Origin of the sequence: Bacillus paralicheniformis (assembly GCF_001042485.2) — a bacterium.
In the GTDB taxonomy this organism is placed as follows: domain Bacteria; phylum Bacillota; class Bacilli; order Bacillales; family Bacillaceae; genus Bacillus; species Bacillus paralicheniformis.
Genome location: NZ_LBMN02000038.1, coordinates 50,627 through 76,569, shown reverse-complemented (window position 1 = coordinate 76,569; position 25,943 = coordinate 50,627). Strand labels below are relative to the sequence as shown.

Genomic DNA, 25,943 nt, shown 5'->3' with positions numbered 1-25,943 from the left:
TCATATGAAATCTTTAATTGTTAATCATTTGTTTGACAGCTTGAATAAAGAAATGGATGCCGACTGGTGGGCAAAATATTTGGATCTGCTCGTCGAGTTTGCCGAGGAGCGGGCTCTGCAGGAGCAGGATAGCTCTTCAGATTCAGCGGAAGAATCCATCGATGAAAGTCTGAAGCCTTTAATATCGGAGCTGAAATCTATTTTTGAGAGTATAAACAATAATATTTTAGAAAACAATAATAAGGTTTTAAAAGATATTTTAGGAGCTGCTGCTCAAGGAATGGATCGCCAAGTTTTAGAAGAAATTATCGAGTCGGTGCGTTCAGAAGCTCAATTATCCAACACCGAAACGGCAGAGTCTTTGGGAACGCTAAAAGAATCGCTGTCTGATAGTGGGACGGCCGCCGGCTCTACGAAAAGTGTCGAGCGGTCAGTTGTAGAAACGCTAAAAGAATCGCTGCCTGAAGACCACACGATCCCGAGAACTGAAACGGTAGAGGTCCTTAGAGCGGTTCAAGAGAAACATGAGGAAAACGAAAACAATTAATACTGAAATCTTGTCAGCCTTCGCAACTCGAAGGCTTTTTATTTTGGAAAAGAATCCTGCGTCGTGCCAAGCGTTTGTTTCTTGCTGGCTTTTCGGCGGACGCGGAGACCCCTATTACACATTGATCCAGCTGCTGCAAGGGAAAATATAAGCAAGACAAAGCAGAAAGAGTTTGCAAGACGGCTCACGCACAGCTAGGTTAATAGCAAAACGGGAAACAAAACGCCGCCATCTTTTTTCTCTGATTCAAATTAAAAAGGAGTAGGTGGTTGTCTTTTACCTTTCTTTGTAATGCGGCATACAATACTAAAAAACAGCGGATTCTTAACTATAACTATTAATGAACAAAACCGGGAACAATGGGGTGTTAGATAGGTGAATTTAAAGGAGATTAAAGGACAATATAATGCCGTGTTTAGTTTAGGGCATCTTTGTTTGACAGCTATACAGCTGAAAAACAATGACCTAAGACCGTTTTCAGGCCCTCTTGACTGGGTGACTATTCATTCCTTGACAGACCTCAACCTCCTTCTTCGAAATCGGTTTACCGGCTTTATGGAACCAAAAAACCTCAGGGTAATCGGATATAATACCGGTAAAAAAAAAGAAGAAGGATCTACTATCTATGTTTCAGATGATTTTTATAACATTGGCTCTGTTCATGATTTTGATGCAAATCAAAATACGCTCGACCATTTGGCTACCTATCCTGAGGTAATAGAAAAATACAATAGAAGAATCGATCGCTTTATAGAAAAAATGTCAACTAGTAAACGCATCCTATTTGTCAGGACAGAAGGAGAAGGCAGCTTTAAAGAAGCACAGGAACTTGAACTTGTATTATCAGATTTGGTTCAGCACGACTTTAGCGTTCTTCTGGTGAAGCACTCGAAGGTGAATGGGATTGTAGAGAAAAATTGGCCATTAGAAAAGACTTGCACTGTTGAACTGCCGGACAAAGAGATATGGGAGTCAAACAATGATCTATGGGCATCGTTGTTTAAAGGAATCACTCTCGTTTAAACCGGATTTTTTTGGAGTTTACCAGAGGAGGAAAAGAAATGTTTGAAAATAAAACGATATTCATTACTGGAGGAACAGGCTCATGGGGCCAGGAACTCATTCTTCAGCTGCTATCCTTAAATCCTAAAAAGCTCATTGTATTTTCCAGAAATGAAGAAAGACAAGTTCAAATGAGAAGGCAGATTGAAGATCCGAGGCTGACGTTTTTCATCGGGGATATCAGAGATCGGAAAGCGCTGAATACAGGATTAAAAGGTGTCGACTATGTCTTTCATTTAGCTGCGCTGAAGCATGTGCCGGTTTGTGAAGAACAGCCGCTTGAAGCATTAAAAACGAATGTCACAGGGACGGAAAACGTTATTGAAGCAGCGATCGAAAACGGGGTTAAAAAAGTCATCAACGTCTCGACTGACAAAGCGGCTGACCCTGCCAACTTTTACGGAATGACGAAAGCGATCGGCGAGAAGTTGATCGTATATGCGAACCATCTCTATTCAGACACGGATTTTATTTGTGTAAGGGGAGGAAATGTGCTCGGAAGCAGCGGAAGTGTTCTTCAGCTTTTTAAAGACCAGATCAGGAAAAAGAACCAGGTCTCCATCACAGACAAAAGAATGACCCGTTTCTTCCTCACGAAGGAAAAAACGATCCGGCTTTTATTAAAAGCGGCTGAAAGCGGTCAAGGCGGGGAAATTTTCATTATGAATTCGCCGGCCTGCAGAATTTTAGACATGGCTGAAGTGCTGATCGAAGCTTACGGAAACGAAAAAACGTCCATTGCAGAAACGGGGGCAAGGCCGGGGGAGAAGCTTCATGAACTGCTGATTTCACCTCATGAACGGCAGCATGCTGTTTCATTTACAAATGACCTCGCGGTGGTGCTTCCTGCAATCAAAATGCCTGAACTTCATAAAAAGTATGCGGATTGTCAGCCTTTAGAAACTGATCATTTGAGCTCAAAAGACTTTTTAATCTCAAAAAAGGAAGTAAAAGAAATGCTGAAAGAAGGCGGTTTTTTGGAGTAGAAGGATGGACCGAAGCGTTCACGGAGAATACGCGAACTGATGACAGGCATGGCATGCGGCTGCAGGCGATGCTTCTGTTCGCTCCTCGAAAACAAGACAAGCCGGACGAAAATTCACCCGGCTTGCCGTTTTGTCAATGTTCAAGTGTTAACCCTTCGATATGTTCTTCGACTTTTTTTGTGCGTTCCATTACTTTTTCCGTGTAAGAATAATCCCCGTAGCAATAAGGGTAGCGGAAATTGTTTGTATCTCCGCCGCAATTATACAGATCGGGGTTCTTTTTGACTTGTTCCTCGGAAAATGCCTTTGCCAGCTTCTCTGAGTGCTTTCCGCCGTGTTTTGAGACGTAATCGATATAACCCGATCCCATATTATAGCTTTGGATAATCGTTTCAATATCGACGCCTTTTTTCTGTCCCTTTTTATACATTGCTGTAAAGTGGCGCACACCCTGCTTAATGCTTGCTTTTGGATCGTCAATCTCATTTCGCTTCATACCGAGAGATTCCGACGACTGCATCGGATCACCGCCTCTGCCTTTCGACTCCTGATACATCATGCCCAATAAAAGAGCGGTGTATTGTGAAAGATCCTGTTCATCGAGTTCTTCTTCAACAAGAGGTTTGTAATCTTTTAATCTCTCAAGAATGTTAGATTCAGTGTCAAGAGGAAGCCATTTTAATTGTTCCAGACCGGAGATGGCAAAGAAAATGATCAAGGGAACAAACACAAAAAAAGACAAACAGCCAGCTCCGGCTAAACATCCCGATTTCTTTTTCTTCAATGGTTTCACCTCTGTAGCGCCCTGATGCAAAACAGTATACAGCCTCATTTATTATGACATATATCTTCAAGAAGACCAAGCGATATCCTTCTATCTTGGATCGCGGTCAAAGCCGAATGTGACGTTCGGAAGAGTACGGATTCTGAACAAAAAGTATATAAAACCGGCAATCAGCCAGCCGGCTCCAATCATGAGCGCATTTTTGCTGATGCTAAGCAGCAGCCAGCCGCAGAAAGAGGCTCCCAAAAAGGGCAGAACCAAATAGCGAAGCGTTTTTAAAAAGCCTCTTTCCTGTTTTCGAATGTAGTAATGGCCGATGACAGACAGGTGGACAAAAATGAATCCGATCAGCGCGCCGAAACTGATGAATGAATAGATGACCTCGAGTTCCCCGATCATGGCCGTCAATGAAATCAGCCCGATGAACATAATGTTAAACACCGGCGTCTTTAAAGTCGGATGCACATAGCCGAAAAAGCGTTTCGGAAGAGAGCTGTCCCGCCCCATCGCATACAAAAGCCTCGAAGCGCTCGCATGCGAAGAAAGCGAGGATGAAACGACAGCGACCATCGTGCCCGCCAAAAAGAAGGACTTTAAAAAAGCGCCTCCTGTATATAGGGCTATTTCCAGCGATGCCGAATCGGCATGCTGGAAGCTATCATAGGACGGATAGATTTGCTGCATCAAGTAAGAAATCGCCGTAAACAGCGTTCCGCCGATCGCTACTGTTAAAAAGATGGCTAACGGAATGTTCTTCTTCGGGTTGATCGTTTCTTCAGACATGGTGGAAATCGCATCAAAGCCAAGAAACGAAAAACACAAAATCGTCGCTCCTGATACAATCAGGGAAGGCTCGATATCAGAACGGAAAAACGGATCGGCTGAAACCAGCTCGCCCGTCCCGAGGCCGTCTGCGAGCCCGGCGATCATAAATCCGGCAAAAGTCAGGGCGACGATCACTTGAAAAGCGACGAACAGCCCTGTAATATTTGCGGTTAGTCTGATGCCTAAAATATTGACAACGGTAATCGATAAAGCGAGCAGAACGACCCAAAAGCCATGCGGCACTTCAGGAAAAGCCGCCGTCAAATAAGCGCTGCCGATCGCAAAATTGACCATCGGCAAAAATAAATAGTCTAGCATGATCGTCCAGCCGGCTAAAAATCCTGCGTGCGGATGAATGCTTTCATATGCATATGTATAAACCGATCCCGCTTTTGGATAGGCTTTGACCATGCTGCCGTAGCTCAAAGCGGTCAAAAGGAGTGCGGCAACAGTGAATATGTATGCCGCCGGAACGTGCCCCTTTGTCAGTTGTGCGACCACTCCGTATGAATCAAATACGACGAGCGGGTCCATATAAGCAAGACCGATCACAACAAGCGGGCCGAGTGTAAGGCTTCGTTTAAGCGCAGTTTCGTTTTTCAATGACTTCTAAATCCCCTTATGTAAAAAATACAGAAATTAAGACATATTTTATCTGTTTTTTTGCGCTTGAGCAACTGTATAAAACCTCTTTTTTTCGTATAAAAATAGCAAATGTTGCAAACCCTTTGAAAAAAGGCAAGGAGTATGAAGGTATGGATATATTGAGAGGCTATGTTGAAGCCGTCAAAAGAAATATGGAGACGATGAATGCATCTGATTATGATGGAAAAGAAGAGGATCTAAGAAGACAGCAGGAAGAGCTCGAACGCTATGAACAACGGTTAAAAGAGAAAAACGCTTCGGCCGATCGCTTTGATCAGGTAGTCGATGCCGCTGTAGATTGTGCGGCCGGCGATATTTCATTTTCACAGCTTGAACATATGTATCAGCAAGAAGGCAGCTAGCGTCCGGATCAGCGGACGCTTTTTTCGCGTTTCAGGATGATGCGGACAGATCAGCCTGGATAGCGAAATATATAGAAGCGAAAAAATCATGTACATGTGAAGGAGATGGTAAAATATAGTTTGAAAGGGGAGGAGCAATTTTGACTAACTATATTTGTACGACGTGCGGTGTTCAATATGACGCTGCTCCGAAAGAGCCGGCGGAATGCATTATTTGCAATGAAGAAAGACAGTATGTCAATCATTCAGGGCAAGCTTGGACAACGCTGGAAGAAATGAAGCAAAGCGGAAGGTTTCAAAACGAAATCGCATTGGAAGTAGAGCGATTATACAGTTTGACGACAACCCCCGAATTCGGCATCGGTCAATCGGCATACCTGATACAGGAGCCTGGTTTTAACTTACTGTGGGATTGTATCACATACCTGGATCAGCGGACGATTGAGAATATCGAGCGGATGGGCTGAGTCCAAGCGATCGCTTTATCACATCCGCATTATTATGCTGCACAAACGGAATGGGCTGAAATGTTTGATGCTCCGATCTACATTCATGAAGATGACAAACAATGGGTGCAGCGGCCGAGCAGCCGGATTGTGTTTTGGTCCGGCGATTCCCTCAAGCTGTCAAGCGGGTTGACCTTGCACAGGCTTGGCGGCCATTTTAAAGGGGGAGCGGTCTGCCATTGGGCAAACGGAAACGGAGGCAAGGGAATCCTCCTTTCAGGAGACATTATCCAAGTCGTTCAAGATCGCAGATGGGTAAGTTTTATGTACAGCTATCCAAATTTGATTCCTCTTCCCGCCGGCAAAGTGGAGCAAATAGCTGATCAATTAAAAAATGTTCCATTCAACCGGCTGTACGGCGCTTTTCGCCGCTCTGTGGAAAACCATGCCGGAGAACGTGTACAGCTGTCAGCCGCAAGGTATGCAGAAGCGCTTCTGGGAACGCTGTTTTCGACTTGATCTATTCCCTGGCTATAAAACTTTTCAACCGGTATGTTTTGGTATATGATATGAAGGTAAAAGTTGCGCGGAAAAGGTGAAAAGCATGAGTGAGCACAATCAGGAAACAACAGAAAAACAGGTGCGGGCCGAGTTAGATGAAGAAACTTTATTTCTCGTTTCACAGACGTTTAAAGCGCTCTCAGACCCTACGAGAATCAAAATTCTTCATCTGCTCTCACAAGGCGAACATTCGGTCAATGAAATAGCAGAGAAGCTGAGTCTGCTGCAGTCAACCGTTTCGCACCAGCTCAGGTTTTTAAAAAATCTTCGTCTCGTTAAATCAAGAAGGGCAGGGACTTCCATTTTTTATTCTCCGGAAGACCAGCATGTCCTCGATGTACTTCAGCAGATGATCGATCATACACAGCATGACTAAAGCTTATGAAAAGGCAAACTCCACATCCCGAGTTTGCCTTTTACGCTGAGCGTTTTTCTTCGTTTCTTCCTTTTTTTAAAACAAAAAAAGAGAAACCGACATAATAAACGGCCAGTACAAAAAAACCGATCATCGTGGCCGGGTCCTGCGCAAAAAGGGCGCCGTACGCTGCTGAACCCCCGTTTGAAACCGCAGTCTGGAGCTGGCCGATCTCGGCGATCCGGTAAAGAAACCGGTATAAAAATAACAAAAGTACGATCAATTCAATCCATAAATGCGTTCTGAAATAAAGGATGCCGTCCCGATTTTCAATTGACACATGCTTCAGCGCATAGGCGGTCAAGATGAGTCCGAGCGCGATCCCAATCAGATCATAGAAGTATGATAAAGGGTGAAGTGCGCTCATCGTCAGCAGAAAAACGAAAATTCCCGAAAAGAGGATGATCCGGAACAGCATGCGTGCCGGCTTTAGAGGCTGATAGCCGACTGAGCGTTTGAACTTGATATAGACGAAGGACACAATGGCGAAAAACTGTAAAAAATAATATATGATGTTTTTAAAACCTCCTTTTTTAAGGAGTATATGTCCAAACTGTATAAATCGTAACAGGAAAAGTGATTTTCTAAATAATTGGGTGATGAGATCCCCTTTTTTGTCATGATATTCCAAAATGGTGTGTGCTTTAGAAATGAAAATTGACAGCGTAAGATGAATGTGAGGGATCTGCGGTGAAAATTGACCGGCTATTGGCCATCGTGATTTTATTGATTAATAAACGCCAAGTGCAGGCAAAGGAGCTTGCCGGCATGTTCGAAGTCTCTGTCAGAACGATTTACCGGGATATCGAGGCGATCAACCAGGCGGGCATTCCGATTGTTACCTTACAGGGAGCGGGAGGCGGGATCAGCATCATGGAGCGGTTTCGGCTCGAAAATAAACTGCTTTCTGCAGACGAACTGGCTGCCATTACTACGGCTTTGGAAAGCGTTTCTTCGACGTATGAAGTCCTTCATCACGGTTCTGCCCTTGAAAAAATCCGGTTTCTCGTTTCCGAAGAAGAAATGCCGGAATTCCGCAAGAAAACGGAAAAATGGTTTGTTGACATCTCTTCCTGGGGAGAAAGTCCTGTCATCAAAGAAAAGATCCGTTTGTTGGATGAAGCGGCAGACAGCACGCGGGCGGTCTCCTTTACATACGTGAACAGAGAGGGGCAAACCGGAACAAGGAAAGCTGAGCCACATACCCTCGTCCTAAAGGGAAGGCACTGGTATTTATATGCGTTTTGCCTAAAGAGACAGGCGTTTCGCTTCTTTAAACTGTTGCGTATGAAAGACGTGCAGATGCTTGAAGAAAAGTTTGAAAGAAAGGAAGTTGATCTGTCTTCACTTCCTTGGGAAACATCATGGTACAAACCGGACAATATGACCGAGTTGACCCTTCTCATTAAACCGTCGGGAGAGTCTTTGGCGAGAGAATGGTTTGGCTCAGAAGCTCTCACTTATGAAAACGGACAATGCGTGGCAACCGTTTCTTATCCGGAAGATCAATGGCTGTACGGATTTCTCCTCCAATTTGGAACACATATTGAAGTTCTCACACCTCCCCGCATCCGTCAAAAAATAAAAAATTTGGCTAATCAAATTGTACATTTATACGAAACCTGACACGATGCTGTCAGGTTTCTTTTTGTATGATGAAGAAAAAGGAGGAATGAAACATGGAACATCATATTTGCCAAAGCTGCGGCATGCCGATGACAAGCGAACTTTTCGGCACAGAAAAAGACGGGGGGAAGAATCGCGACTACTGTATGTACTGCTATGAAAACGGAGCATATACACATCCGGATGCGACATTGAAAGAGATGATCGACATCTGTGTTCCTTATATAAAAGAAGAGGGAAAAACCGAGGCCGAAGCGAGATCGCTCATGGAGCGGACGCTCCCTCATTTAAAACGGTGGGCGTCGGATACGCAAACGAAAGGCGGGCAGAGAAGATGAGCTTTTCTCATTTCGAAAAACAGAAGGCAAAGTTATTCAGCGGGATATCGACCGTGACAAGCAACCGGGATGAAGTATCTGAAAAAGGTAAAATTCCTTCCATGTGGAGTTTATATCGCGAAAAATTTCCGCATACTGAACGCCAGGACATTAGGAGAGACACGATCGCACTTTATTCAGATTATGAGACGGACGAACACGGGACATATACATTTTCAATCGGAACGTTCGTTGATCAGCAAGAAAAAACGGCCAATCTCATTTCGCTCCCTGCATCCGAATATGCCGTTTTTGTTTCAAAGCGGGGGAGGATCGCGGAGGTCGTGTTTGAAACTTGGCAAGAGATTTGGACATGGGATGAAAAAAATCTTCGTACTTATACCGGAGATTTTGAAGTTTATGATGAACAAGCAGAAAATCCCGAAAATGCCCAAGTTGCCATCTATGTTGCTGTCGATCGAAAAAAATAATGCTTGCAAAACTAATGCCATTAGTTTTAAAATGAAAACTAACGGTATTAGTTTTTTATTTTGATCGAAGAGGTGAAAGCGATGAGGATTACCCGATTTGAATCGGTCTACCAGCTGACTTTTTTTCCGCGCCTATTTCCTGTCAACTGTTATTTAGCAGATGAAGAAGACGGCCTTACATTAATTGATACAGGGATTCCGATCAGCAAAACAGGGATTTTAAAGGCTGCGGATCATCTCCGTAAGCCGATTAAACGGATTTTGCTGACCCATGCCCACAGCGACCATGTCGGTTCGCTTGACGCGCTGTACTACAGCCTTCCCGGTGTGAAAGTGTCCATATCTGAACGGGATGCGCGTCTGTTAAAAGGTGATACAAAGATGCTGGAAGGGGAGCGCGGAACAATCAAAGGAGGCGTTCCGAAAAACATCAAGACAAATCCTGATATCCTTTTAAAGGAAGGAGACAGGATCGGTTCATTGCTGACTGTTTCATCACCCGGGCATACGCCTGGCAGCATTTCGTTTTTGGATGAAAGAAGCGGTCTTCTCATAGTCGGTGACGCGTACCATACGCGAAGCGGCATGACGGTATCAGGGCATTTAAAGCTTTCATTTCCTTTTCCGGCTTTGGCCACGTGGGACAAAGAAACCGCTTTAGAAAGCGCGCAAAAGCTGTTAGATTTAAAACCGCAGGCGCTTGCCGCCGGCCACGGCAATCTTGTCCATGATCCGGTTCAAGCGATGACAAAAGCGGTGAACGAAGCACATATCAAATTGAACAGGAAAGGATGAAGAAATCGTGTCTCCACGAATCGGTTTGAATAAAGAAGCAGTATTGGAAGCTGCGGCATTTCTGGCTGATGAGGAAGGCATTCATGAAGTGACGCTTGCTTCTCTTTCCAAAAGGCTGAATGTCAAATCTCCGTCTCTGTACAATCATATAAAAGGATTGAACGACTTACGGAAAGAACTCGCACTTTACGGCTTGACGATACTTTATGAAAACATGGCTTCTGCTGTCCAGGGAGCCGAAGAGGATCAGGCTGTCAGCAGAATGGCTCACGCCTATGTCACTTTTGCCAAAAACAGGCCGGGGCTTTATGAAGCAACTTTTATTGCAATGCCTGATGAAGATGAACGGCTTGACGAAGCAGGAGACAGAATCCTCGCCTTGGTGCTTTCCGTTCTGAAAGACTATCATTTAGACAATGACTCCGCGATCCATGCGGTCAGAGGCTTGAGAAGCATCATGCATGGATTTGCAACACTCAGGCAACAAGATGCGTTCGGTCTTCCTTATGATGTGGAAGAAAGTTTTGATCTGACAATCCGTGCCTTCCTAAAAGGCATCGCTATCTATCAGACCGAATAAACAAGGGAATTTTTCCTTAATTGTTTACATTTTTTCGAAAATTTAGTATGATTGTCGTATGGCTCTTCCATTTTTTGAGTCATAGGTATGAGAAGGCTTAACCAGCCATTAATTGCCTTGGCCTAACAGCCGAGGATTTTTTTATGTCGGCAAAGAGAGACTGGATATGCAAAAATTGGTTCACACATGATGTGTTCCATGTTATGCTGTTATTGTGAATATATTCACAAAAGGGCGTGCGCAATGAAAAAAACTCCGATTTACGTAGAAATATCTATCCAGACAGATATGGAGCGGCTATGGCGCTATACTCAAGATCCTGCCCTCCATCGGCAATGGGACTTGCGATTTACGGACATTACCTATTTAAAGCGCAGACCGGGTGAACCGCAAAGGTTTTTATACGAAACGAGAATCGGCTTCGGTTTAAAAATTTCCGGTACAGGAGTGTCTGTCGGAAACGTATATCAAGACACGGGAGACAGAGTCTCGTCACTCAAGTTCGCTACAAACCACCCGCTTTCTGTCATTCGCGAAGGCCGAGGATATTGGAAATACAGCGAAAGCGAAACCGGGATCACGTTTATGACACAATACGATTATGACACCCGTTACGGGAGGCTGGGCCGGCTTGCAGATAAGGCATTCAGGCCGCTCATCGGCTGGGCGACGGCCTGGAGCTTTGCTGCGCTGAAGATCTGGCTTGAAAAAGGACACCATCCAAGGCTGCTTTTTCAAAAAACATTGATCTATTGGCTCGTTTGTCTGCTGTTTTCTTTCGTCTGGATTTACCAGGGGCTTGTGCCAAAGCTCATGATGGTTCATCCTGAGGAAATCAGCATGCTTTCGACTTTCACGGGCGGCCGTTTTCATCCCGAAATGCTCCTGAAACTGATCGGCATGGCCGAGGTGATGGTCGGCGTGTTATGGCTTTATCCAGGTCGGAAAAGGAAGTGGTTTCTTTTGCATATCGCCCTGCTTGTGCTGCTTTCGGTATCTGCAGGAATGGCTGATCTCGCATCTTTTGCCCAACCTTTTAACCCGGTCGTGCTTAATGCCGCGCTTATCATCTTGTCCGTTGTCGGCTATGTGAGCGCTTGCGGCATTCCAAACGCGGGTAATACGATCAGAAAGAGGCGTTGATTTGGTTTCGATGTATGAACGGGTGATCGAGGATTTTCATCTTCTTCACCCAAAACTCAAGGAACGGTATCACCTCACCCAAGAAAGCGCGTTCAGAGGAAAAGGAGTGATGACGGAAATATCCGGCGGTTCGTACTGGATCAGGCTGTTGTTTAAAGCGGGAACGGTCTTCCGCTGTTTTTTTCCCGAAAGAGGGAGGAACATTCCGTTCACGATTGAAAATCACATTCGGCTGACGAAAAATGATACACCGGCAGCCGTTTGGAACAGGACTTTCTTTTTTCGTGATAAACAAAGGTATTTTGATGCTGTCATGATCTATGATGAAAGCCGGGGAGAAATCATCGACTATTTCGGACATCCGCCAATCTTAATTTCAAGCCTGCGGTTTAAGGCGGAAGCTGACGGATCACTGTCGATTACTTCTGTCAGACAATGGCTGCCTTTATTCAGTAAAAAGCTGCCCCTTACAAAGTGTTTATACGGTATTTCCAGGGTGAATGAATCGTATGACGAAGAAAAAGGCTGTTTTACGATTGATGTTCATGTGAAAAATCCGCTGTTCGGAACGCTGTTTGCCTACAGAGGAACGTTTAACAGGGAGGAGGAGATGGCATGAAATTCCGCCGCTTTTTTGTAAGCGTTCTTTGCTATGCGGTTTTTTTCGCCGGCAAAGCGCCGGACATCCCGCCAGCAGAGGCGCTGCTTTTATTAGCGCTGCTATTTTTTGTTCCGGCCGCACTCGATCTTACTCAGCATGAAAACGGAATGTTTCGGCTGATCAGCGCGTGCTTTCCTTATGCGGCTTGTGCGGCTTCGTTATCCCTGTTGTTCCATTCCCCGCTTTTTTCAGCGATTTGGCTATGCTATACGGGGATGATCGCCTTATACGGCGTCCTTCGTCTCTGGGAAAGAGGAGGAAAGGGCCTTGAAGAGGCATCGATTGACAGCGGTCTGCTTTACCTTCCTTTCGGAGGGGGTTGGCTTTTTGCTTATACGCTGAATCTCCAGGTCATGGATTTCAGCCCGCTGATCGTGCTGCTGACAGCGGTGCATTTTCATTATTCTGCATTTCTCATTCCGATTTTTAATGGAATGCTCGGAAGGAAGCTGAAAAAGAAAGGCCTTTTTTATACAGCGGTGACATGGCTCATCATGCTGTCTCCGCTTTTCATTGCGGTCGGCATATCGTTTTCGAAAACCATTGATGTCTTCGCCGTTGCGCTGTATTTGGCGGCCATATACGGCAGCGGCTTTCTCGTCTCGATCGCGGCCTTCAAAAACAGCGCGGCTCGCCGCTTTGTGATCTTTTCGTCTTTTACATTGATGATTACCATTGCTTTTTCACTTATTTACTCTTACGGTGTTTATCGCGGCCGGCCGACTTTTACAATTCAGGAAATGATTTGGATTCACGGGCTTGTCAACGCTTTTGGCGTCATTATTCCAGCGCTGACCGGCTGGCGTCTTGAATCTCCTGAGCCGGACTGTGAAAGGAGGCAAGGCGAAATGATGAGCAACATTTACGGGTCATGGAGAATCGGAGCCGATTTTTTACAACGGCACCGATTACAAAGCGATTCGTCTTACCAAGGTCTTGCCGATGATATGAGCGCATTTCAAAGAAACGGATTTCAGCTTGAGACGGTTTCTCCTCTCATTCTCGATTTCTATGAGCATACTGCCGATTATTCATTAACAGCGGAGATCGCCTGGCGTCCATGGTTTAAGCCGCTTGCGCACATGTATCAGATGATTTCAAAAATGACAGGGCAAATTCATTTGGGGACAAAGACCGGGCGGCAAACGATGGAGGGCGAGATTATCGGTGTTGATTCAGCCAAAGACGGCAGGAAGAATGTGCGCGCCTGGGTCAGAACGAACGAGGAAGGCGAGACTGTGTTCGTGGCGCTTTATTCTGCTCATACCCATGATGACATCACATATATGAATATTGCACTGCCATTGCCGTTTTCCAATATGACAGGCATTTTAAAGCCGAAAGCAGAGGACGGCTGCCTGATTTTGACGAGCAGTGACAAACGATCTGACCGGGGGGATGAAGGCATTTTCCTTTCGACCGGAACAGGTACGTTTAAACTGCCGCTTGCCGAACGCTTTATCATCAAAGAGCAGGGACGAAAGAGGCTCTGCGCTCATCACTGCATGTGGCTGTTCGGCATACGGTTTCTCGACATTCAATATCATATTGAAAAAAAGGATTCTGCCGTCAATAGGGCGAAAATAGCAAAAGAAAGCTAGGCAAAAATCGAATCGAACTGGAGGGTATTTATGCTAAAAAACATTTTGCTTGAACAGTTTAAAGCATGCTTTAACGAAACGACTTGGTTTGTTTGTTTTCAAACGGCTTCCGCTGATCTTACGGAAAGCCAGGCAAGGCAAAAAGGGGAAGGTTCGGAAAATTCGATTTTAGAAATTGCCAACCATTTGATTTTTTACAACGAGCGCTATTTAAAGTGGTTTAAAGGAATTCCCGTTCCGGCTTTTGATTATACGATCGATGATACGTTTGTAAACAAAAGCGGACTGGGCTGGGAAGAAAGCCGGCAAGAACTGAATACGATCTATAACGAATGGATCGATGCGCTTTCGGCATGCGAAGAGAAGATGCTGAAGGAGCCGGCCCAGCATGATCCGCATTCCACCTGGGCGGAGATTTTGTCCCTTCTCATTCTTCATAACGCTTACCATCTGGGACAAATCGTCACGATCCGAAAACAGCAGAAATCGTGGGACCCTTCAAAAGGCGTCAACTAACGGTGTTGTCAGGCAAGATGGCGGCTTAAGGCGGTCACCCACCCTAAGCCGCAGTTCATTTTGCCTGGGTCAAGCTTCGATTATTGCTTTCAGGTGATAATAGGCATCTTTTAGCCAGGGATGGACAACTTTCAGTTTATCTTTTTGTTTCCACAAATACTGAATATAAACAAACGCCCCGTGCTCCAGAGAAATTTCAAGCGCTTCACAAAGCTCCTTGATATAAGGCGGAGTCCCTGTCTGATCCCATTCTATTTTGTCCGCTGAAAACAGGACAAGGTCGAGCTGGGAGGGACTTTTTTTAAGCGTTGTATGGCATTCTATTGCATCTAAAATATCTTGATCCGCCACCTGAAACAGGTCCCGCGCCATCACTTTCGACAGTTTTTGATGGATAATCATCGGAAATATCCGTTCTTCGGGCAGAATATCAATACCGAGCGCCTCAGCAGCCGCAATTCTTTTTTCATTAGGGATGACACCGCTGATGTCATGCATAATACCGGCTATTCCCGCTTTTTGTGCAGGAACATGAAAACGCTTTGCCAATTCTTCCGCCGCTTTTTTCACTCTTATCGAATGTTCGGCTGTTTTTTCGTGGTTATGGCGTCTCAAAAATTCAAGGGCATCTGAACATACATCACCTGTGCAACGAACTTCCATCTCTATTCCTTCAATATTCATCAGAGATTCTCCTTTTTGAGGTTGTTTCATGATAAACAAAACACATTTGTTATCTGATTTTACCTTATCATAACATTGACAAATCCTAAAACATACCATTAAAATATTTTGTTAACCGGAAAATAAAAAGAAGGGACTGTCCATTGACTATGTCTGAACTGACAAAACAGCTGATCTATGATATGTATGTTAAACTCCTGCACCTGAACGAACAAAAAGCGGATACTGATCTCAAGGCATTTTTAAAGCAGGCGGCAGAATCTGATGTTAAACGGCTCCCGGGGAATATGACGACCATCCATGTCATCAGCTGTATCGGTGATGATGAACCGATTAATAATACAGGCATCGCCAAAAAAATGAATTTATCAAAAGCAAATATTACAAAAATCAGTTCAAAGCTGCTGCAAGAAGGCCTCATTAAACGGTTTCAATTGACGGACAATAAAAAAGAGATCTACTTCAGGCTGACGCCCAGCGGAAAACAAGTGTATGAACTTCATGAAAAGCTCCATCAGCAAAAAGCGGAACAGTTTCAGAGGTTTCTCGATTCGTTTTCAACAGCAGAACAGGGAGTTATTTTGAAATTTCTTCAAGGTCTGACACTTATGACAGAAACGGATAGGAAACAATAATAATATTATGTTAACTTGAATGAGCGATTGACAAGAAACCCCTTCCAGATTATAGTTGAATTAATGAGTTAGTTATTCAGATAACTAAGAGGTGAAGTGAATGGCGAGGCCGAATGTGACTTCAAAAGAAACGTTGATTGAGGCAGCTAAGCGCCGCATTGCCGGACAGGGTCTGGACAAACTGACGTTAAAGGCGGTTGCTGAAGAAGCAAAGGTGACACAGGGAACGGTTTACTATCATTTCCGGACAAAAGAGCAGCTTGTGTTTGAAGTGGTCCGCGACCTTTGCCGCGCGTCGTGGGAACGGTTGAAAGCAAATGATAGACCCGCTGCCGAAAGGATAAAAGACGGATTGTCATCGGCGAAATCAAGAACACGAAAAGATGCGTATTACCATCAGCTTTTTTTAGAATTGGCCGTTTTAGGTTTTCGAAATGAAAAGATAAACGAGCAGCTTGGAGAACTTCTCGAAGAGGAAAATGCGGTGTTGGCAGAACAGCTTTCCGAGATGTGGAAGCGTTCTCCTGTTGACGGGGTTTCTTTCAGCACGTGGGGCATTCTTTTAAACGCACTAATCGACGGTCTTGCTCTTCAGTCGCTGATGTCTTCGGGATTTTCCTCTGAAAAAGTCTACGGGGAATTAGAGGCGGTTCTGCAGATGCTGACGGAAACCGCCGTAAAACAGCATGGAGGGGAGTAAAGGGAGATGGAGATGTTAACTGAAAAACTCGGTTTGGCTCTTGTTTTTTCGTTCGTTGTCTGGCTTGGCGCCACCGTGTTTTTTATGCTGTTCGGCAGTGCGGTTCTTGCCGAACCCGGCCAAGATTCTTTTATGCTCCGCTTTTTGCTTCTTGAAGCCGGAACTTTTGCCCTACTATATGCCGTGATCCTCGCTTACCGGCGAGTTGACAAATCGAGGTTTGCTGCGGTTAAGTTTGGCATTGTAGGGTCGGCAGTCGGTTTGTTTCTCGACACATTTTCTTTATGGCATCATTCATTGATCTTCCCGGCGCTTTCACAGGGCCAGGTGATTGGATTTGCGGTTTGGATGGTCTTCGCGTATGCCATGTATTTGACGATACCGCTCATACTTGAAAAAAGAAGGTCTGCGGTTTAAATCTTTTATGTAAGATTCGCCCGCTTTATGCTAAAACGGGCGAACGGTCTTTAATCTTGCGGAACCGATTGTTCTGCATTGATGTATCCAGCACCGTAAACATTTGGATCGCGATCTTTCCATAAATCGGTTCCGTCTATTAACAGTTGTTTGATTTCATCAGGTCCTGTCCCTGGGGCTTGCTGAAGAATAAGGGCTGCAATGCCTGCGCAGATCGGCGTGGCCATCGAGGTTCCGGATAATATCATATAATCTGTGCCGACTCTGTTTGCTTTTTGCATCTTATCGAGGAAAGATCCAGGTGAACGAAGCGATGTAATATTTGTGCCCGGTCCCAGCAAGTCCGGTTTAACTTGACCGTAGATCGTCGGCCCTCTGCTTGAATAAGAGGCAACATCATCATCCTCCCGGCTGACTGTATCCCGGTCATCCAAAGCTCCGACTGTAATAATCTTGCTGCTGACGCCCGGGCTGGCAATCGTTTGCGCATCAGGACCGGAATTTCCGGCTGCCGCACATACAACAATGCCTGCGTCCCATGCTGCATGAACAGCTTTAACGACCGGATCTTCTTCCTCATTCTCGTAGCGTAACGCATCTGCCCCCAATGACATTGAAAGAATGTCGATCGGATCATCAGGGTTTTCCTCATTGAATTGAATGCACCAATCGATCCCTTGAATGACAGTTTCCAGCGTGCCGGATCCCATTTTGTCCAATACTTTTACACCGACAAGTTCCGCTTCAGGAGCAGGCCCCCGGTACTGACCCGATGAGGCAGCTCCGTTTCCACAAGCATCGCCGGCGCAGTGTGTGCCATGGCCATTGTCATCATACGGTTCTGTCCTTTGGTTGACAAAGTCTTGAAAAGCCCTGATCCTGCCTTCAAGATCTTTGTGAGGGTATATGCCCGTATCAATGACAGCGATTGTAACACCTTTGCCTGTCAGCGTCTGGTTGTTTCTGATCACCTCTTTGGCACGGCTTGATTCAACCGCTACGTCGAGGAGCGCTTTCACTTTGCGATTTAAATAAATTTTGCGAATGTCACCGCATTGAGATAGAAGCGATTGCAAAGATGAAGGGGTGACTTCCGCGCTGCAGCAGCTAATGTTGGAAAAGCGATGCTTGATTTTGTTTCTTCTCTTGCTGCCGATCATTTCATTGACTAATTGATAGCCTTTATGGTGGCTGTCTTTTTCAAATTCAATAATGACCGGTATTTTTTTGTTCTTCATTAATATTTTTTCGAAAAATCCGTGTAAAAAGCAAGGTGTCCATTTAAAAGGTTTATAGAGTTTCAGCACGCTTTCTCTCAGCGGCCGGTCCAGTTTATGGGCGTTGGACCTTACCATTTGAACCATATAGGAACCGAACATCCTAGTTCCACCTCATCTCTTATAGTTTATTCTTCCTCTTAATCTATGAATGAAAGGGGGGTCCCGTAAAGTTGGCTGTCCTAAAACGGCGGCAAAAGAGGCCTGTTTCCCATTCGCTTCTGAAAGTGGCAACAGAAGTCCAGGGTTTAAACGAACCAAAATACATGATATTCTAGTCATGTCAATATCACCCTCTAGAAAGCGGCCGAAGGAGATGAATTCATGGCAACAATCGAAGATTTTTTAGAGCTGGATATTCGGATTGGGACAATTTTAAAAGCGGAAGAGTTTCCTGAAGCGAAAGTGCCGGCTATTAAGCTTGAGATCGATTTCGGAGAAGAGATTGGCGTCAAACGTTCGAGCGCTCAAATCACAAAGCGTTATACACCTGAAAAGCTTATAGGCCGGCAGGTGACGGCAGTCGTCAATTTTCCGCCGCGGCGGATTGCCGGGTTTAAATCGGAAGTTCTCGTTCTTGGCGGCGTGCCGGAAAAAGGCGACGTTATTTTGCTGGCGCCTGATCAAGAAGCGCCCAATGGAACGAAGATCAGCTGATACATAAAAGAGAGGCTCCCTCTACCAGAAGGAAGCCTCTTTTTTTATTTCACCTTGAATTTTTTCGTTAAATCTCGCAGATCTTCCGCCATTTGTTCAAGTGTGGCAGAAGACGTACTGATTTCTTCCATTGAAGCCAGCTGTTCTTCCGCTGATGCTGCAATATCTTGTATTCCAGCTGTGTTTTCCCTTGAAACATCGGCGATTTCCTGAACGGCACCGGAGACTTCCTCTGAGCCTTTCGACAATTGTTCGACCGCTGCATTGAGCGTTTGCAGCATGCCGGCGATCTCATTCGTCATGCCGCTGATTTCGTGAAAGCTCGTTTCTGTTTTCTCGGTAATTTTGAGTCCGGATTGGACTTCATGGTTGACCGATTGAAACATCTTGAGAGAATGTTCGATTTCTTTGACGATTTCCTGAATCAGCGCTTCGATTTCTTTTGCCGATTCCGCTGATTGGGCAGCAAGCTTTCGAACTTCTTCGGCGACGACGGAAAAGCCTCTGCCTGACTCGCCGGCGCGGGCCGCTTCAATCGCGGCGTTCAATGCCAATAGATTCGTTTGATCGGCAATTCCGTTAATGACCCTGAGAATTGATGTGATATCTTTCGATTTGCCTTCGAGACCTTTGACGACGCTCTCAGCTTGTTTGACAGATCGATCGATGGAGTTCATCTGGCCGACCGTTTTCTGAACGAGTTCTCCGCCGGTTTCGGCGATTTCTGTCGATTTGATCGATGATTCAGTAATCGATTCCGACACTTCGGTCATTTCGCTCAGATGATCATTCATTTGGCTGAGTTGCTGCGAGCTGGTTTCGACTTTTTCATTCTGGCTTTCGGCCCCGTTCGAGAACTGTTCGATCGCGGAAGTAATATGTTCTGTCGCTTGGCTCGTCTGTTCCGCGCTTGCTGTCAGCTGCTCTGATGATGAGGCGACATTCTCAACCGATTCCTGAATGGTGCCGATCAGTGTGCGGAGCGATTCCGCCATATCATTGAAGCTTGTGCCGAGCTGCCCGAATTCGTCATTTGAACGGACTTTAATTTGCTGTGTCAAGTCGCCGCTGCTGATGTTTTTTGCAGATTGAACGAGCTGATTCAATGGTTTGCTGATCGCGCGGACGATAAAGAAAATGAGAATTCCGCCTAGCACCAAAGCCCCTGAAAAGACGATCAGAGCCATATAAAAGACGGGCTTTGTGGCGTTTGTTATCTCATCGGAAAACATTGTCCCGGCAATTTTCCAGCCTGTCAGTTTGTTTGTTGCAAACGCCATTTGCTTTTCTTTTCCTTCAAAAGTATATTTGAATTCACCTTTTTCTTTGCCGTAAACTTGGTCAACCCAACCGCCTTCACCTTCAGTTCCGGCTTTAATCTTCGGATGGGCGATATATTTTTTAGATGCACTAGAGATAAAAGCAAAGCCGTCTTTTCCGACTTTGACATCATTTGTCGCTTTAATCAGCTCATCGATATTCAAGCTGAGCGCCGCGACGCCTGACCCGTCTTCATTCTGCTTGGCGATGGTAATGACCGTGTTGCCGGTGGCGGCAGAGGTGTATGGATCAGTGACGATGATTTCGCCTTTTTTCTCAACCGCTTCTTGGAACCATGGCCTTTCCGCGGGATTATAGCCGTCAGGCATTTTCGTATAAGGATGCTGCACGTAGACACCGTCTGCAGAGCCTGTGAACACGGCTTCTACATCTTTATTTTGTCTGGCGTATTGTTCAAACTGTTGTCTTAACGAAGTCTGGCCTTTATCCTTGTATGTTTTTTCTTTGATCACTTCACTGAAATATGTAATAGCATCCGCTTTTTTTTCGATATTTTGATCGATCGTTTCGTTTAATTGATCCACGCTGTTTCTTGCGCTTCTCATGATTTCATCTTCAATCGAACTTCCCGCCGTATAATAGGAAACACCTGAAAGGATTAAAACAGGGAGTGTTAAAATCAATAAAAATGAGACCGCTAATCTTTTGGAAAGAGATGGATGCTTGATCCAATTTACTATTTTTTTCATTCGCCAAAACTCCTTTTTATAGGTTACGAGATTAATATCGGACAATTTTCACACTTTTGCATCAAATTTTAAAATTTAGACTTCGAAATAAAATGCTCAACTAAGGCGAAGGCAACAGTTTTCGGGATTGGCTGAAAAAAGGGCTGCATAACTGTTGACAAAGTTTACCTTCGTTTATATACTAATCGGTAAATACAGTGAAAGGAATAGGTATAGGGGACATGAAGCAGTAATCTTATTTTCCATCGTTTTTTTTAATATGAAAAAACGGAAACTTGGAGAATAGGATGAGTATGCCCTTTTATACCTTGCATCAATTTCTGAAATTTGCATGTTTTTTGTCGTGCAAAGAAATGGGATCGGTTCATACCGCTTTCACGGTGCATATTTTGGCATGATATCCTCTCCGGGTTTCCGCGAGAGGTTTTTTGTTGTCAGCCAAAATAAAAACAGAGGTGAACGGTATGACGATCTTAATGAAAATAAGAGGTTTGCAAAAAAGCTTTGGAGAGCAAACGATTTTAAAAAACATCGATTTTGACATTTCCAATCAAGAGCGGATTGGGTTGGTCGGATACAATGGAGCGGGGAAAACAACGCTCGCAAATATATTGAGCGGTCATATAAAAGCTGACAAAGGCACTGTTCAAACAGACCGGACGCTTAAAATCGGCTATCTGCTCCAGTCGATTGAGTACTCCATTCATGGCTTCAACAGCATATTAACAGACGATCAGGGCGGAAAATTATATCAGTTGACCAGCCGTCTTGGCTTATCAAAGGTCCAAAGCTGGAATTCCGAGCGGCTCAGTCATTTGAGCGGAGGAGAAAAACTAAAGCTTGCGCTTGCGCACGTCTGGAAAACGATGCCTGACCTCCTCATCTTAGATGAGCCCACCAATCACTTGGATTTAAAAGGAATCAGCTGGCTCCTTGAAGAACTGCAACAATATCGAGGGGCTGTATTGATTATTTCTCATGACCGTTATTTCTTGGATCAATCCATTTCCAAAATACTTGAGCTGGAAGATGGGAAGTTGCACACTTATCAAGGAAACTATAGTGCATACCGGCAGGAGAAAAAACGGTTATATGAAGAACGTCTGCACCAATATGAAGTCCAGCAAAAGCAAAAAGAAAGAATCGAGTCACAGATTGCAACGCTCCAAAATTGGTCGCAGAAAGCCCACCGTGACTCAACAAAACAGGGATCACGGTCAGAACGAAGGCAGCTGGGCTTTAAAGAATACCACCGGGTAAAAGCCAAAAAGCTCGATAACCAAGTCAAATCAAAGCTTAAACGCCTTGAACAGGAACTTGAAAAAAACAAAGCGGAAAAGCCACAAGAAGCAGAATCTGTCAATTTTCAATTTTCATCGGGAGAAAAAAGGGGCAAGCGGATTATCGAAGCGAAAGGCCTGACAAAAGCGTTTGACGGACGCACCTTATTCAAAGACAGCCATTTTTATGTCAAACATGGCGAGAGAATAGGGCTTATCGGAGACAACGGCTGCGGCAAAACGACCCTTGTGAAGATGATGTTGGATGCTGAACCTGCAACAGCCGGAACGCTATGGAAGAGCCGATCTGTAAAGGCCGCATATTTAAGCCAGGATGTCAGTGATTTAAGCGTTGATCAAACAGTGGCTGAAGTACTGAATTTGTCTGACAGAGCCGAAATCGCAAATGCGCGGACCATTTTGGCCAATATGGGAATCAAAGAAAACCGCTTTCATAATGAAATCGGGACATTCAGCCTCGGGGAGCGGACCCGGATTAAACTGGCAGGTATGATTTTAAAGGATTATGATCTGCTGATTCTGGATGAACCGACCAACCACCTTGATTTGCCAAGCAGAGAGCAGCTTGAACAGACATTGCTTGAGTTTCAAGGCACGATCATCATTGTGTCGCATGACCTGTATTTTACAGATCAATTGTGTAACAAACTTCTCGTATTTGAAAATGGGCGCATCACCCGCGTCGAAACCGGATTGAAAGATTATCGGAGCAGAAAGAAACAGCGACATGCAAAACGCGATGAAGAGGAACGGCTTCGCATCGAAAATCGGATGACCGCCGTTCTCGGAGAATTAGCCGGACTCACCCCCCAAGACCCGAGATATCATGAATTGGATCAGGAATTTTCAGAGCTGGCCAAACGCAAACGGGCGTTTTTAGAAAAAGAATAAATGGAAAGAACCATTTGTGTTTTTTAACACAGATGGTTCTTTTTTGTTTGACGTGGTTTAAATTACCACCCATTAGAGATGGCACCCAAGGTAATAATAGGATAAAAATGATGGACTTACTACAGCAATAAAAAAGGGTGATCAACATGTGGAAAACGATTGTTTCCTATTTTCCGGACTGGATGGTCCTGATGCAGGCTTTTTTTGTTTTTTTCGTCCCGTTTGCCATATCAAAAGTATTTCTGTGGCTTCGTACGGCAGGGGATGATTGATATGAGATGGTGGAAAGAAAAAACGCGCAGATTGATACAATCGTCCAACAAGCCGGAAAAACCTAAAAATGAAGTGCCGGCTTTGGAATCAACGGGGTATTTGACCGGCGATTTTGATCGCGACCTGCAAGCGGTCAAAACAGCCTTGGAGAATAACTCAGACGTTCATTTCCGAGAATTTAACTTAGGGCGCACCGGCATCCGGGCGGCGATTGTTTTTGTTGAAATGCTTGCAGATCAAGACCTGATTGACAAACATATTATGAAATCCCTTATGGATGATTTCTCCAAAGAATATAACATTGAGCTTTCTTCATTAAGCAGCAATATACCGGACTTAATCCAAAAGCAGATTTTATCAATCAGCGGAGTATCAGTGGCAAAGCATGTCAGCGAAGTGGTGCCGGAAGTGTTGATGGGTACGGCCATACTGCTGATCGACGGTTCAGCGGAAGTTTTATTGCTGGGAACCGTTAAAAAAAATACAAGGAACATTGAAGAGCCCGTATCTGAATCCTTAGTCAGAGGGGCGCGCATCGGCTTTACGGAAACAATTGGCACAAATACAGCCCTTTTGAGGCAGCACGGCAAAAATCAAAATTTGTCTATGGTTCAATTTCAAGTTGGGAAGCGAGCCGTCAAAAATCTTGTCGTCGCCTATATTAAAGACGTGGCTGAACCAGGACTGGTGGAAGAAGTCAAAAAAAGAATCGAAAAGATTGATATCGATGATGTGCTCGAATCAGGTTTTGTCGAACAGCTGATCGAAGACAATTATCTCAGTCCATTTCCGCAGGTGCAAAGCACTGAACGTCTTGACAGGGTGATGAGTGCGTTAATGGAGGGCAGAGTGGCCATCTTATTGGACGGGACGCCTTTTGTTTTAATCGTTCCGGTTACATTCAGTATGCTCCTGCAATCGCCCGAGGATTATTATGAACGCTGGCTCCCGAGTTCACTGATCCGCATCATGCGAATTGGCGCAGCGATGATCTCGCTTCTTGGACCCGCTTTATATATTTCCTTTATTTCGTTTCATCCTGGGCTGATTCCGAGTGAACTTGCGATTTCCATTACCGGAACGAGGGTGGGTGTACCTTTTCCATCGCTGATCGAAGCGCTCATTATGGAAGTGGCGATCGAAATTTTGCGCGAAGCCGGCCTCCGGCTGCCAAAACCAATCGGTCCGGCGATGGGAATCGTCGGCGGTATCATCATCGGGGAGGCTGCCGTACAGGCAGGCATTGTCAGCCCGATTATGGTCATCGTTGTTGCCGTTACCGCGATTTCTTCATTCGCCATTCCGCAATACAGCGCAGGTATTTCGCTGCGCATGCTGAGATTTGTGGCGATGTTTTGTGCAGCCACGTTCGGTTTGTACGGGGTGATTATGTTTTTCCTCATGCTTGCCAGCCACGCGGTGAAGCTGAAAAGCTTTGGTGTTCCGTACGCAAGCCCGGCTGTCCCTTATCGTTTGCGCGATTGGAAAGATTTCATCGTTCGCATGCCGATACAGATGATGAAAAAGCGGCCGAAGATGTTAAAAACAGACGATTCGACACGCCGGTAGATAGAAAGGAGGGAACCATTCATGATGATCAAGGCGGGAGATCGCATCACCACTTCAGAAACCGCAGTTATCATCACTAATTTCCTGCTTGGCACAGGGATTTTGACGCTTCCGCGTACTTCTGTGGATGCAGTAGGGACGCCTGATGTTTGGATCACGCTTGTATTAGGCGGCTTGGTCGCTCTCTTGGCCGCGATCATCATGGTAAAGCTCAACCATCAATATCCTGATAAAACCTTTTACGAATACAGTCAGGACATCATCGGCAAATGGATCGGCGGCTTAATAAGCCTGGTCTTCGTTTGTTATCTATTGGCGCATTCCGGTTTACAGGTCCGCTCAACGCTTGAAATCATCCGCTTTTTTTTACTGGAAGGAACACCCCGCTGGGCAATTGCGATGATTTTTTTATGGGTGGGTTTATACTTGATCGTCGGCGGTTTAAGTTCGATCGCCCGATTGTTCCAAATCGTGCTCCCCATTACATTTATTCTTTTTCTGCTGGTCGTGTTTATGGGTATCGGAATTTTTGATGTGGACAACTTGCGTCCTGTACTTGGCAAGGGAATAGGGCCTGTCTTAAAAGGAATAAAGGTGACCGCATTGTCTTTTTCAGGTATTGAAATCATTTTGATCCTGATGCCCTTCATGTATCAGCCTCGAAAGGCCATTCATACGGTTGTGATCGGGATCGCCATCCCTTTGCTTTTCTATATGATCACCGTCGTTATGGTAATCGGCGCCCTGTCTATAGACGGGGGGGTATCACGAACCTGGCCGACAATTGATTTGATGAGAAGCTTTGAAATACCCGGTCTGATATTTGAACGGTTTGAGTCTTTGCTGCTGGTCATCTGGATCATGCAGCTGTTCTGCACCTTTGTCATTTCTTTTTATGGTGCAGCATTAGGCCTGGCCCAGCTCTTTAAAACAAATATTCGGCCGATGCTGTTTGCTTTACTTCCGGTGATTTATCTCATGGCCATGATCCCGAAAAATATCAACAACATGTTTGCATTCGGAGACTTTATTGGAAACAGCGGCGTTTATTTAGGCGGCATGACACCGCTCGTCCTGCTGGTGATTTCAAAAATAAAAAGGATGAAACAAGGAACTGACAGAGGCTGATGATTGAAAAAGGAAAGG

General features: G+C 45.0%; 28 protein-coding genes and 2 pseudogenes. 23 read left to right on the top strand and 7 right to left on the bottom strand.

From position 1 onward, the window contains the following. The first annotated feature begins 4 nt into the window (after nucleotides 1-4). The 3 genes from ACH97_RS21870 (at nucleotide 5) to ACH97_RS21860 (ending at nucleotide 2,595) form a co-directional block, all read left to right on the top strand. Nucleotides 5-547, top strand: a complete 543-nt coding sequence (locus ACH97_RS21870; RefSeq protein ID WP_020451763.1) for a hypothetical protein — start codon at nucleotides 5-7, stop codon at nucleotides 545-547. Nucleotides 548-922: 375 nt separating this feature from the next. Next, complete coding sequence (locus ACH97_RS21865) at nucleotides 923-1,570, top strand: DUF1796 family putative cysteine peptidase (RefSeq protein WP_025811320.1); 648 nt, start codon at nucleotides 923-925, stop codon at nucleotides 1,568-1,570. Between the two features lie 38 nt (nucleotides 1,571-1,608). After that, nucleotides 1,609-2,595 (top strand): polysaccharide biosynthesis protein, encoded by a 987-nt coding sequence (locus ACH97_RS21860; RefSeq protein ID WP_020451761.1) that lies wholly within the window; start codon nucleotides 1,609-1,611, stop codon nucleotides 2,593-2,595. A gap of 133 nt (nucleotides 2,596-2,728) precedes the next feature. Here the strand turns inward: ACH97_RS21860 and ACH97_RS21855 are convergent, their stop codons facing one another. After that, nucleotides 2,729-3,379, bottom strand: coding sequence for a lysozyme family protein (locus ACH97_RS21855; RefSeq protein ID WP_023855702.1), 651 nt, complete (start codon nucleotides 3,377-3,379; stop codon nucleotides 2,729-2,731). Nucleotides 3,380-3,469: 90 nt separating this feature from the next. Further along, the gene (locus ACH97_RS21850) at nucleotides 3,470-4,807 is read right to left on the bottom strand and encodes an APC family permease (RefSeq protein WP_020451759.1); all 1,338 of its coding nucleotides are present in this window, start codon (nucleotides 4,805-4,807) and stop codon (nucleotides 3,470-3,472) included. Between the two features lie 152 nt (nucleotides 4,808-4,959). Here ACH97_RS21850 and ACH97_RS24165 point away from each other — a divergent pair, with 152 nt between their 5' ends. From ACH97_RS24165 to czrA, 3 genes and pseudogenes are all read left to right on the top strand, one after another. Beyond that, a complete protein-coding gene (locus ACH97_RS24165) occupies nucleotides 4,960-5,211 on the top strand; it encodes a YnfE family protein (protein ID WP_020451758.1) in 252 nt (83 codons plus the stop codon). A 140-nt stretch (nucleotides 5,212-5,351) separates the two neighbouring features. Beyond that, nucleotides 5,352-6,176: pseudogene (locus ACH97_RS21840) on the top strand (hypothetical protein). 85 nt (nucleotides 6,177-6,261) lie between these two features. Then, on the top strand, nucleotides 6,262-6,594 hold the full coding sequence (gene czrA / locus ACH97_RS21835) for a Zn(II)-responsive metalloregulatory transcriptional repressor CzrA (protein ID WP_003182557.1): 333 nt from the start codon (nucleotides 6,262-6,264) through the stop codon (nucleotides 6,592-6,594). 40 nt (nucleotides 6,595-6,634) lie between these two features. Here czrA and ACH97_RS21830 read toward each other — a convergent pair whose 3' ends face one another. Continuing rightward, complete coding sequence (locus tag ACH97_RS21830; RefSeq protein WP_033155124.1) at nucleotides 6,635-7,144, bottom strand: CcdC protein domain-containing protein; 510 nt, start codon at nucleotides 7,142-7,144, stop codon at nucleotides 6,635-6,637. Nucleotides 7,145-7,323: 179 nt separating this feature from the next. Between ACH97_RS21830 and ACH97_RS21825 the strand changes: the two genes are divergently transcribed. From ACH97_RS21825 to ACH97_RS21785, 9 genes are all read left to right on the top strand, one after another. Continuing rightward, entirely contained in the window at nucleotides 7,324-8,259 is a 936-nt protein-coding gene (locus ACH97_RS21825) for a helix-turn-helix transcriptional regulator (protein ID WP_020451756.1), read from the top strand. 53 nt (nucleotides 8,260-8,312) lie between these two features. Then, nucleotides 8,313-8,597, top strand: a complete 285-nt coding sequence (locus tag ACH97_RS21820) for a zinc ribbon domain-containing protein (protein ID WP_020451755.1) — start codon at nucleotides 8,313-8,315, stop codon at nucleotides 8,595-8,597. Continuing rightward, nucleotides 8,594-9,067, top strand: coding sequence for a GyrI-like domain-containing protein (locus tag ACH97_RS21815; RefSeq protein WP_041817222.1), 474 nt, complete (start codon nucleotides 8,594-8,596; stop codon nucleotides 9,065-9,067). Before ACH97_RS21820 ends, ACH97_RS21815 begins: the two co-directional genes overlap by 4 nt. 81 nt (nucleotides 9,068-9,148) lie before the next feature. Next, on the top strand, nucleotides 9,149-9,862 hold the full coding sequence (locus tag ACH97_RS21810) for an MBL fold metallo-hydrolase (RefSeq protein ID WP_020451753.1): 714 nt from the start codon (nucleotides 9,149-9,151) through the stop codon (nucleotides 9,860-9,862). A gap of 7 nt (nucleotides 9,863-9,869) precedes the next feature. After that, nucleotides 9,870-10,442 carry a TetR/AcrR family transcriptional regulator gene (locus ACH97_RS21805; RefSeq protein ID WP_020451752.1) on the top strand — a complete coding sequence of 191 codons (573 nt, stop codon included), beginning with the start codon at nucleotides 9,870-9,872 and terminating at the stop codon, nucleotides 10,440-10,442. Between the two features lie 243 nt (nucleotides 10,443-10,685). Further along, entirely contained in the window at nucleotides 10,686-11,585 is a 900-nt protein-coding gene (locus ACH97_RS21800) for a DoxX-like family protein (protein ID WP_020451751.1), read from the top strand. 1 nt (nucleotide 11,586) lies between these two features. Then, a complete protein-coding gene (locus tag ACH97_RS21795) occupies nucleotides 11,587-12,204 on the top strand; it encodes a DUF4166 domain-containing protein (protein WP_026579579.1) in 618 nt (205 codons plus the stop codon). Next, the gene (locus ACH97_RS21790) at nucleotides 12,201-13,847 is read left to right on the top strand and encodes a YndJ family protein (protein WP_020451749.1); all 1,647 of its coding nucleotides are present in this window, start codon (nucleotides 12,201-12,203) and stop codon (nucleotides 13,845-13,847) included. Before ACH97_RS21795 ends, ACH97_RS21790 begins: the two co-directional genes overlap by 4 nt. Before the next feature lie 30 nt (nucleotides 13,848-13,877). Then, nucleotides 13,878-14,363, top strand: coding sequence for a DinB family protein (locus ACH97_RS21785; protein WP_020451748.1), 486 nt, complete (start codon nucleotides 13,878-13,880; stop codon nucleotides 14,361-14,363). A 69-nt stretch (nucleotides 14,364-14,432) separates the two neighbouring features. On the opposite strand, the gene yqeK is transcribed toward ACH97_RS21785, so the two are convergent. Continuing rightward, the gene (yqeK, locus tag ACH97_RS21780) at nucleotides 14,433-15,047 is read right to left on the bottom strand and encodes a bis(5'-nucleosyl)-tetraphosphatase (symmetrical) YqeK (RefSeq protein ID WP_020451747.1); all 615 of its coding nucleotides are present in this window, start codon (nucleotides 15,045-15,047) and stop codon (nucleotides 14,433-14,435) included. A gap of 149 nt (nucleotides 15,048-15,196) precedes the next feature. Here yqeK and ACH97_RS21775 point away from each other — a divergent pair, with 149 nt between their 5' ends. The 3 genes from ACH97_RS21775 (at nucleotide 15,197) to ACH97_RS21765 (ending at nucleotide 16,799) form a co-directional block, all read left to right on the top strand. Continuing rightward, on the top strand, nucleotides 15,197-15,682 hold the full coding sequence (locus ACH97_RS21775) for a MarR family transcriptional regulator (RefSeq protein ID WP_048350074.1): 486 nt from the start codon (nucleotides 15,197-15,199) through the stop codon (nucleotides 15,680-15,682). 100 nt (nucleotides 15,683-15,782) lie between these two features. Then, nucleotides 15,783-16,382: a TetR/AcrR family transcriptional regulator gene (locus ACH97_RS21770; RefSeq protein WP_020451745.1), complete on the top strand. Its 600-nt coding sequence runs from the start codon at nucleotides 15,783-15,785 to the stop codon at nucleotides 16,380-16,382. A 6-nt stretch (nucleotides 16,383-16,388) separates the two neighbouring features. Next, a complete protein-coding gene (locus ACH97_RS21765; protein ID WP_020451744.1) occupies nucleotides 16,389-16,799 on the top strand; it encodes a DUF5367 family protein in 411 nt (136 codons plus the stop codon). 50 nt (nucleotides 16,800-16,849) lie between these two features. Here ACH97_RS21765 and ACH97_RS21760 read toward each other — a convergent pair whose 3' ends face one another. Next, nucleotides 16,850-18,178: a S8 family peptidase gene (locus tag ACH97_RS21760; RefSeq protein WP_023855720.1), complete on the bottom strand. Its 1,329-nt coding sequence runs from the start codon at nucleotides 18,176-18,178 to the stop codon at nucleotides 16,850-16,852. A gap of 222 nt (nucleotides 18,179-18,400) precedes the next feature. Between ACH97_RS21760 and csaA the strand changes: the two genes are divergently transcribed. Next, nucleotides 18,401-18,733 (top strand): chaperone CsaA, encoded by a 333-nt coding sequence (csaA, locus tag ACH97_RS21755; RefSeq protein ID WP_020451742.1) that lies wholly within the window; start codon nucleotides 18,401-18,403, stop codon nucleotides 18,731-18,733. A 44-nt stretch (nucleotides 18,734-18,777) separates the two neighbouring features. Here the strand turns inward: csaA and ACH97_RS24560 are convergent, their stop codons facing one another. Next, nucleotides 18,778-19,728, bottom strand: a complete 951-nt coding sequence (locus ACH97_RS24560; protein WP_373368065.1) for a methyl-accepting chemotaxis protein — start codon at nucleotides 19,726-19,728, stop codon at nucleotides 18,778-18,780. Continuing rightward, a pseudogene (locus tag ACH97_RS24555) lies at nucleotides 19,723-20,763 on the bottom strand (cache domain-containing protein); the annotation flags it as partial. The gene ACH97_RS24560 and the pseudogene ACH97_RS24555, both read right to left, overlap by 6 nt. 464 nt (nucleotides 20,764-21,227) lie before the next feature. On the opposite strand from ACH97_RS24555, the gene abc-f reads away from it, so the two are divergent. The 4 genes from abc-f to ACH97_RS21735 all read left to right on the top strand — a co-directional run bounded on the left by abc-f (nucleotide 21,228) and on the right by ACH97_RS21735 (nucleotide 25,925). Next, nucleotides 21,228-22,955, top strand: coding sequence for a ribosomal protection-like ABC-F family protein (gene abc-f, locus ACH97_RS21745; RefSeq protein WP_048350079.1), 1,728 nt, complete (start codon nucleotides 21,228-21,230; stop codon nucleotides 22,953-22,955). A gap of 146 nt (nucleotides 22,956-23,101) precedes the next feature. Then, nucleotides 23,102-23,227, top strand: a complete 126-nt coding sequence (locus ACH97_RS24305) for a hypothetical protein (RefSeq protein WP_023855724.1) — start codon at nucleotides 23,102-23,104, stop codon at nucleotides 23,225-23,227. A gap of 1 nt (nucleotide 23,228) precedes the next feature. Further along, a complete protein-coding gene (locus ACH97_RS21740) occupies nucleotides 23,229-24,797 on the top strand; it encodes a spore germination protein (RefSeq protein WP_035338598.1) in 1,569 nt (522 codons plus the stop codon). 21 nt (nucleotides 24,798-24,818) lie between these two features. Next, the gene (locus ACH97_RS21735; protein WP_048350072.1) at nucleotides 24,819-25,925 is read left to right on the top strand and encodes a spore germination protein; all 1,107 of its coding nucleotides are present in this window, start codon (nucleotides 24,819-24,821) and stop codon (nucleotides 25,923-25,925) included. The last annotated feature ends 18 nt before the right edge of the window (nucleotides 25,926-25,943 follow it).

What these genes read in the sequence shown, in the direction of transcription:
- ACH97_RS21760 (WP_023855720.1), bottom strand. Translation starts at nt 18,178, where the DNA reads ATGTTCGGTTCCTATATGGTTCAAATGGTAAGGTCCAACGCCCATAAA.
- ACH97_RS21870 (WP_020451763.1), top strand. Translation starts at nt 5, where the DNA reads ATGAAATCTTTAATTGTTAATCATTTGTTTGACAGCTTGAATAAAGAA.
- ACH97_RS21815 (WP_041817222.1), top strand. Translation starts at nt 8,594, where the DNA reads ATGAGCTTTTCTCATTTCGAAAAACAGAAGGCAAAGTTATTCAGCGGG.
- ACH97_RS21785 (WP_020451748.1), top strand. Translation starts at nt 13,878, where the DNA reads ATGCTAAAAAACATTTTGCTTGAACAGTTTAAAGCATGCTTTAACGAA.
- ACH97_RS24560 (WP_373368065.1), bottom strand. Translation starts at nt 19,728, where the DNA reads ATGGCGGAATCGCTCCGCACACTGATCGGCACCATTCAGGAATCGGTT.
- ACH97_RS21820 (WP_020451755.1), top strand. Translation starts at nt 8,313, where the DNA reads ATGGAACATCATATTTGCCAAAGCTGCGGCATGCCGATGACAAGCGAA.
- ACH97_RS21810 (WP_020451753.1), top strand. Translation starts at nt 9,149, where the DNA reads ATGAGGATTACCCGATTTGAATCGGTCTACCAGCTGACTTTTTTTCCG.
- abc-f (WP_048350079.1), top strand. Translation starts at nt 21,228, where the DNA reads ATGACGATCTTAATGAAAATAAGAGGTTTGCAAAAAAGCTTTGGAGAG.
- ACH97_RS21765 (WP_020451744.1), top strand. Translation starts at nt 16,389, where the DNA reads ATGGAGATGTTAACTGAAAAACTCGGTTTGGCTCTTGTTTTTTCGTTC.
- ACH97_RS21800 (WP_020451751.1), top strand. Translation starts at nt 10,686, where the DNA reads ATGAAAAAAACTCCGATTTACGTAGAAATATCTATCCAGACAGATATG.
- ACH97_RS24165 (WP_020451758.1), top strand. Translation starts at nt 4,960, where the DNA reads ATGGATATATTGAGAGGCTATGTTGAAGCCGTCAAAAGAAATATGGAG.
- ACH97_RS24305 (WP_023855724.1), top strand. Translation starts at nt 23,102, where the DNA reads ATGTGGAAAACGATTGTTTCCTATTTTCCGGACTGGATGGTCCTGATG.
- czrA (WP_003182557.1), top strand. Translation starts at nt 6,262, where the DNA reads ATGAGTGAGCACAATCAGGAAACAACAGAAAAACAGGTGCGGGCCGAG.
- csaA (WP_020451742.1), top strand. Translation starts at nt 18,401, where the DNA reads ATGGCAACAATCGAAGATTTTTTAGAGCTGGATATTCGGATTGGGACA.
- ACH97_RS21770 (WP_020451745.1), top strand. Translation starts at nt 15,783, where the DNA reads ATGGCGAGGCCGAATGTGACTTCAAAAGAAACGTTGATTGAGGCAGCT.
- ACH97_RS21775 (WP_048350074.1), top strand. Translation starts at nt 15,197, where the DNA reads ATGTCTGAACTGACAAAACAGCTGATCTATGATATGTATGTTAAACTC.
- yqeK (WP_020451747.1), bottom strand. Translation starts at nt 15,047, where the DNA reads ATGAATATTGAAGGAATAGAGATGGAAGTTCGTTGCACAGGTGATGTA.
- ACH97_RS21740 (WP_035338598.1), top strand. Translation starts at nt 23,229, where the DNA reads ATGAGATGGTGGAAAGAAAAAACGCGCAGATTGATACAATCGTCCAAC.
- ACH97_RS21790 (WP_020451749.1), top strand. Translation starts at nt 12,201, where the DNA reads ATGAAATTCCGCCGCTTTTTTGTAAGCGTTCTTTGCTATGCGGTTTTT.
- ACH97_RS21735 (WP_048350072.1), top strand. Translation starts at nt 24,819, where the DNA reads ATGATGATCAAGGCGGGAGATCGCATCACCACTTCAGAAACCGCAGTT.
- ACH97_RS21860 (WP_020451761.1), top strand. Translation starts at nt 1,609, where the DNA reads ATGTTTGAAAATAAAACGATATTCATTACTGGAGGAACAGGCTCATGG.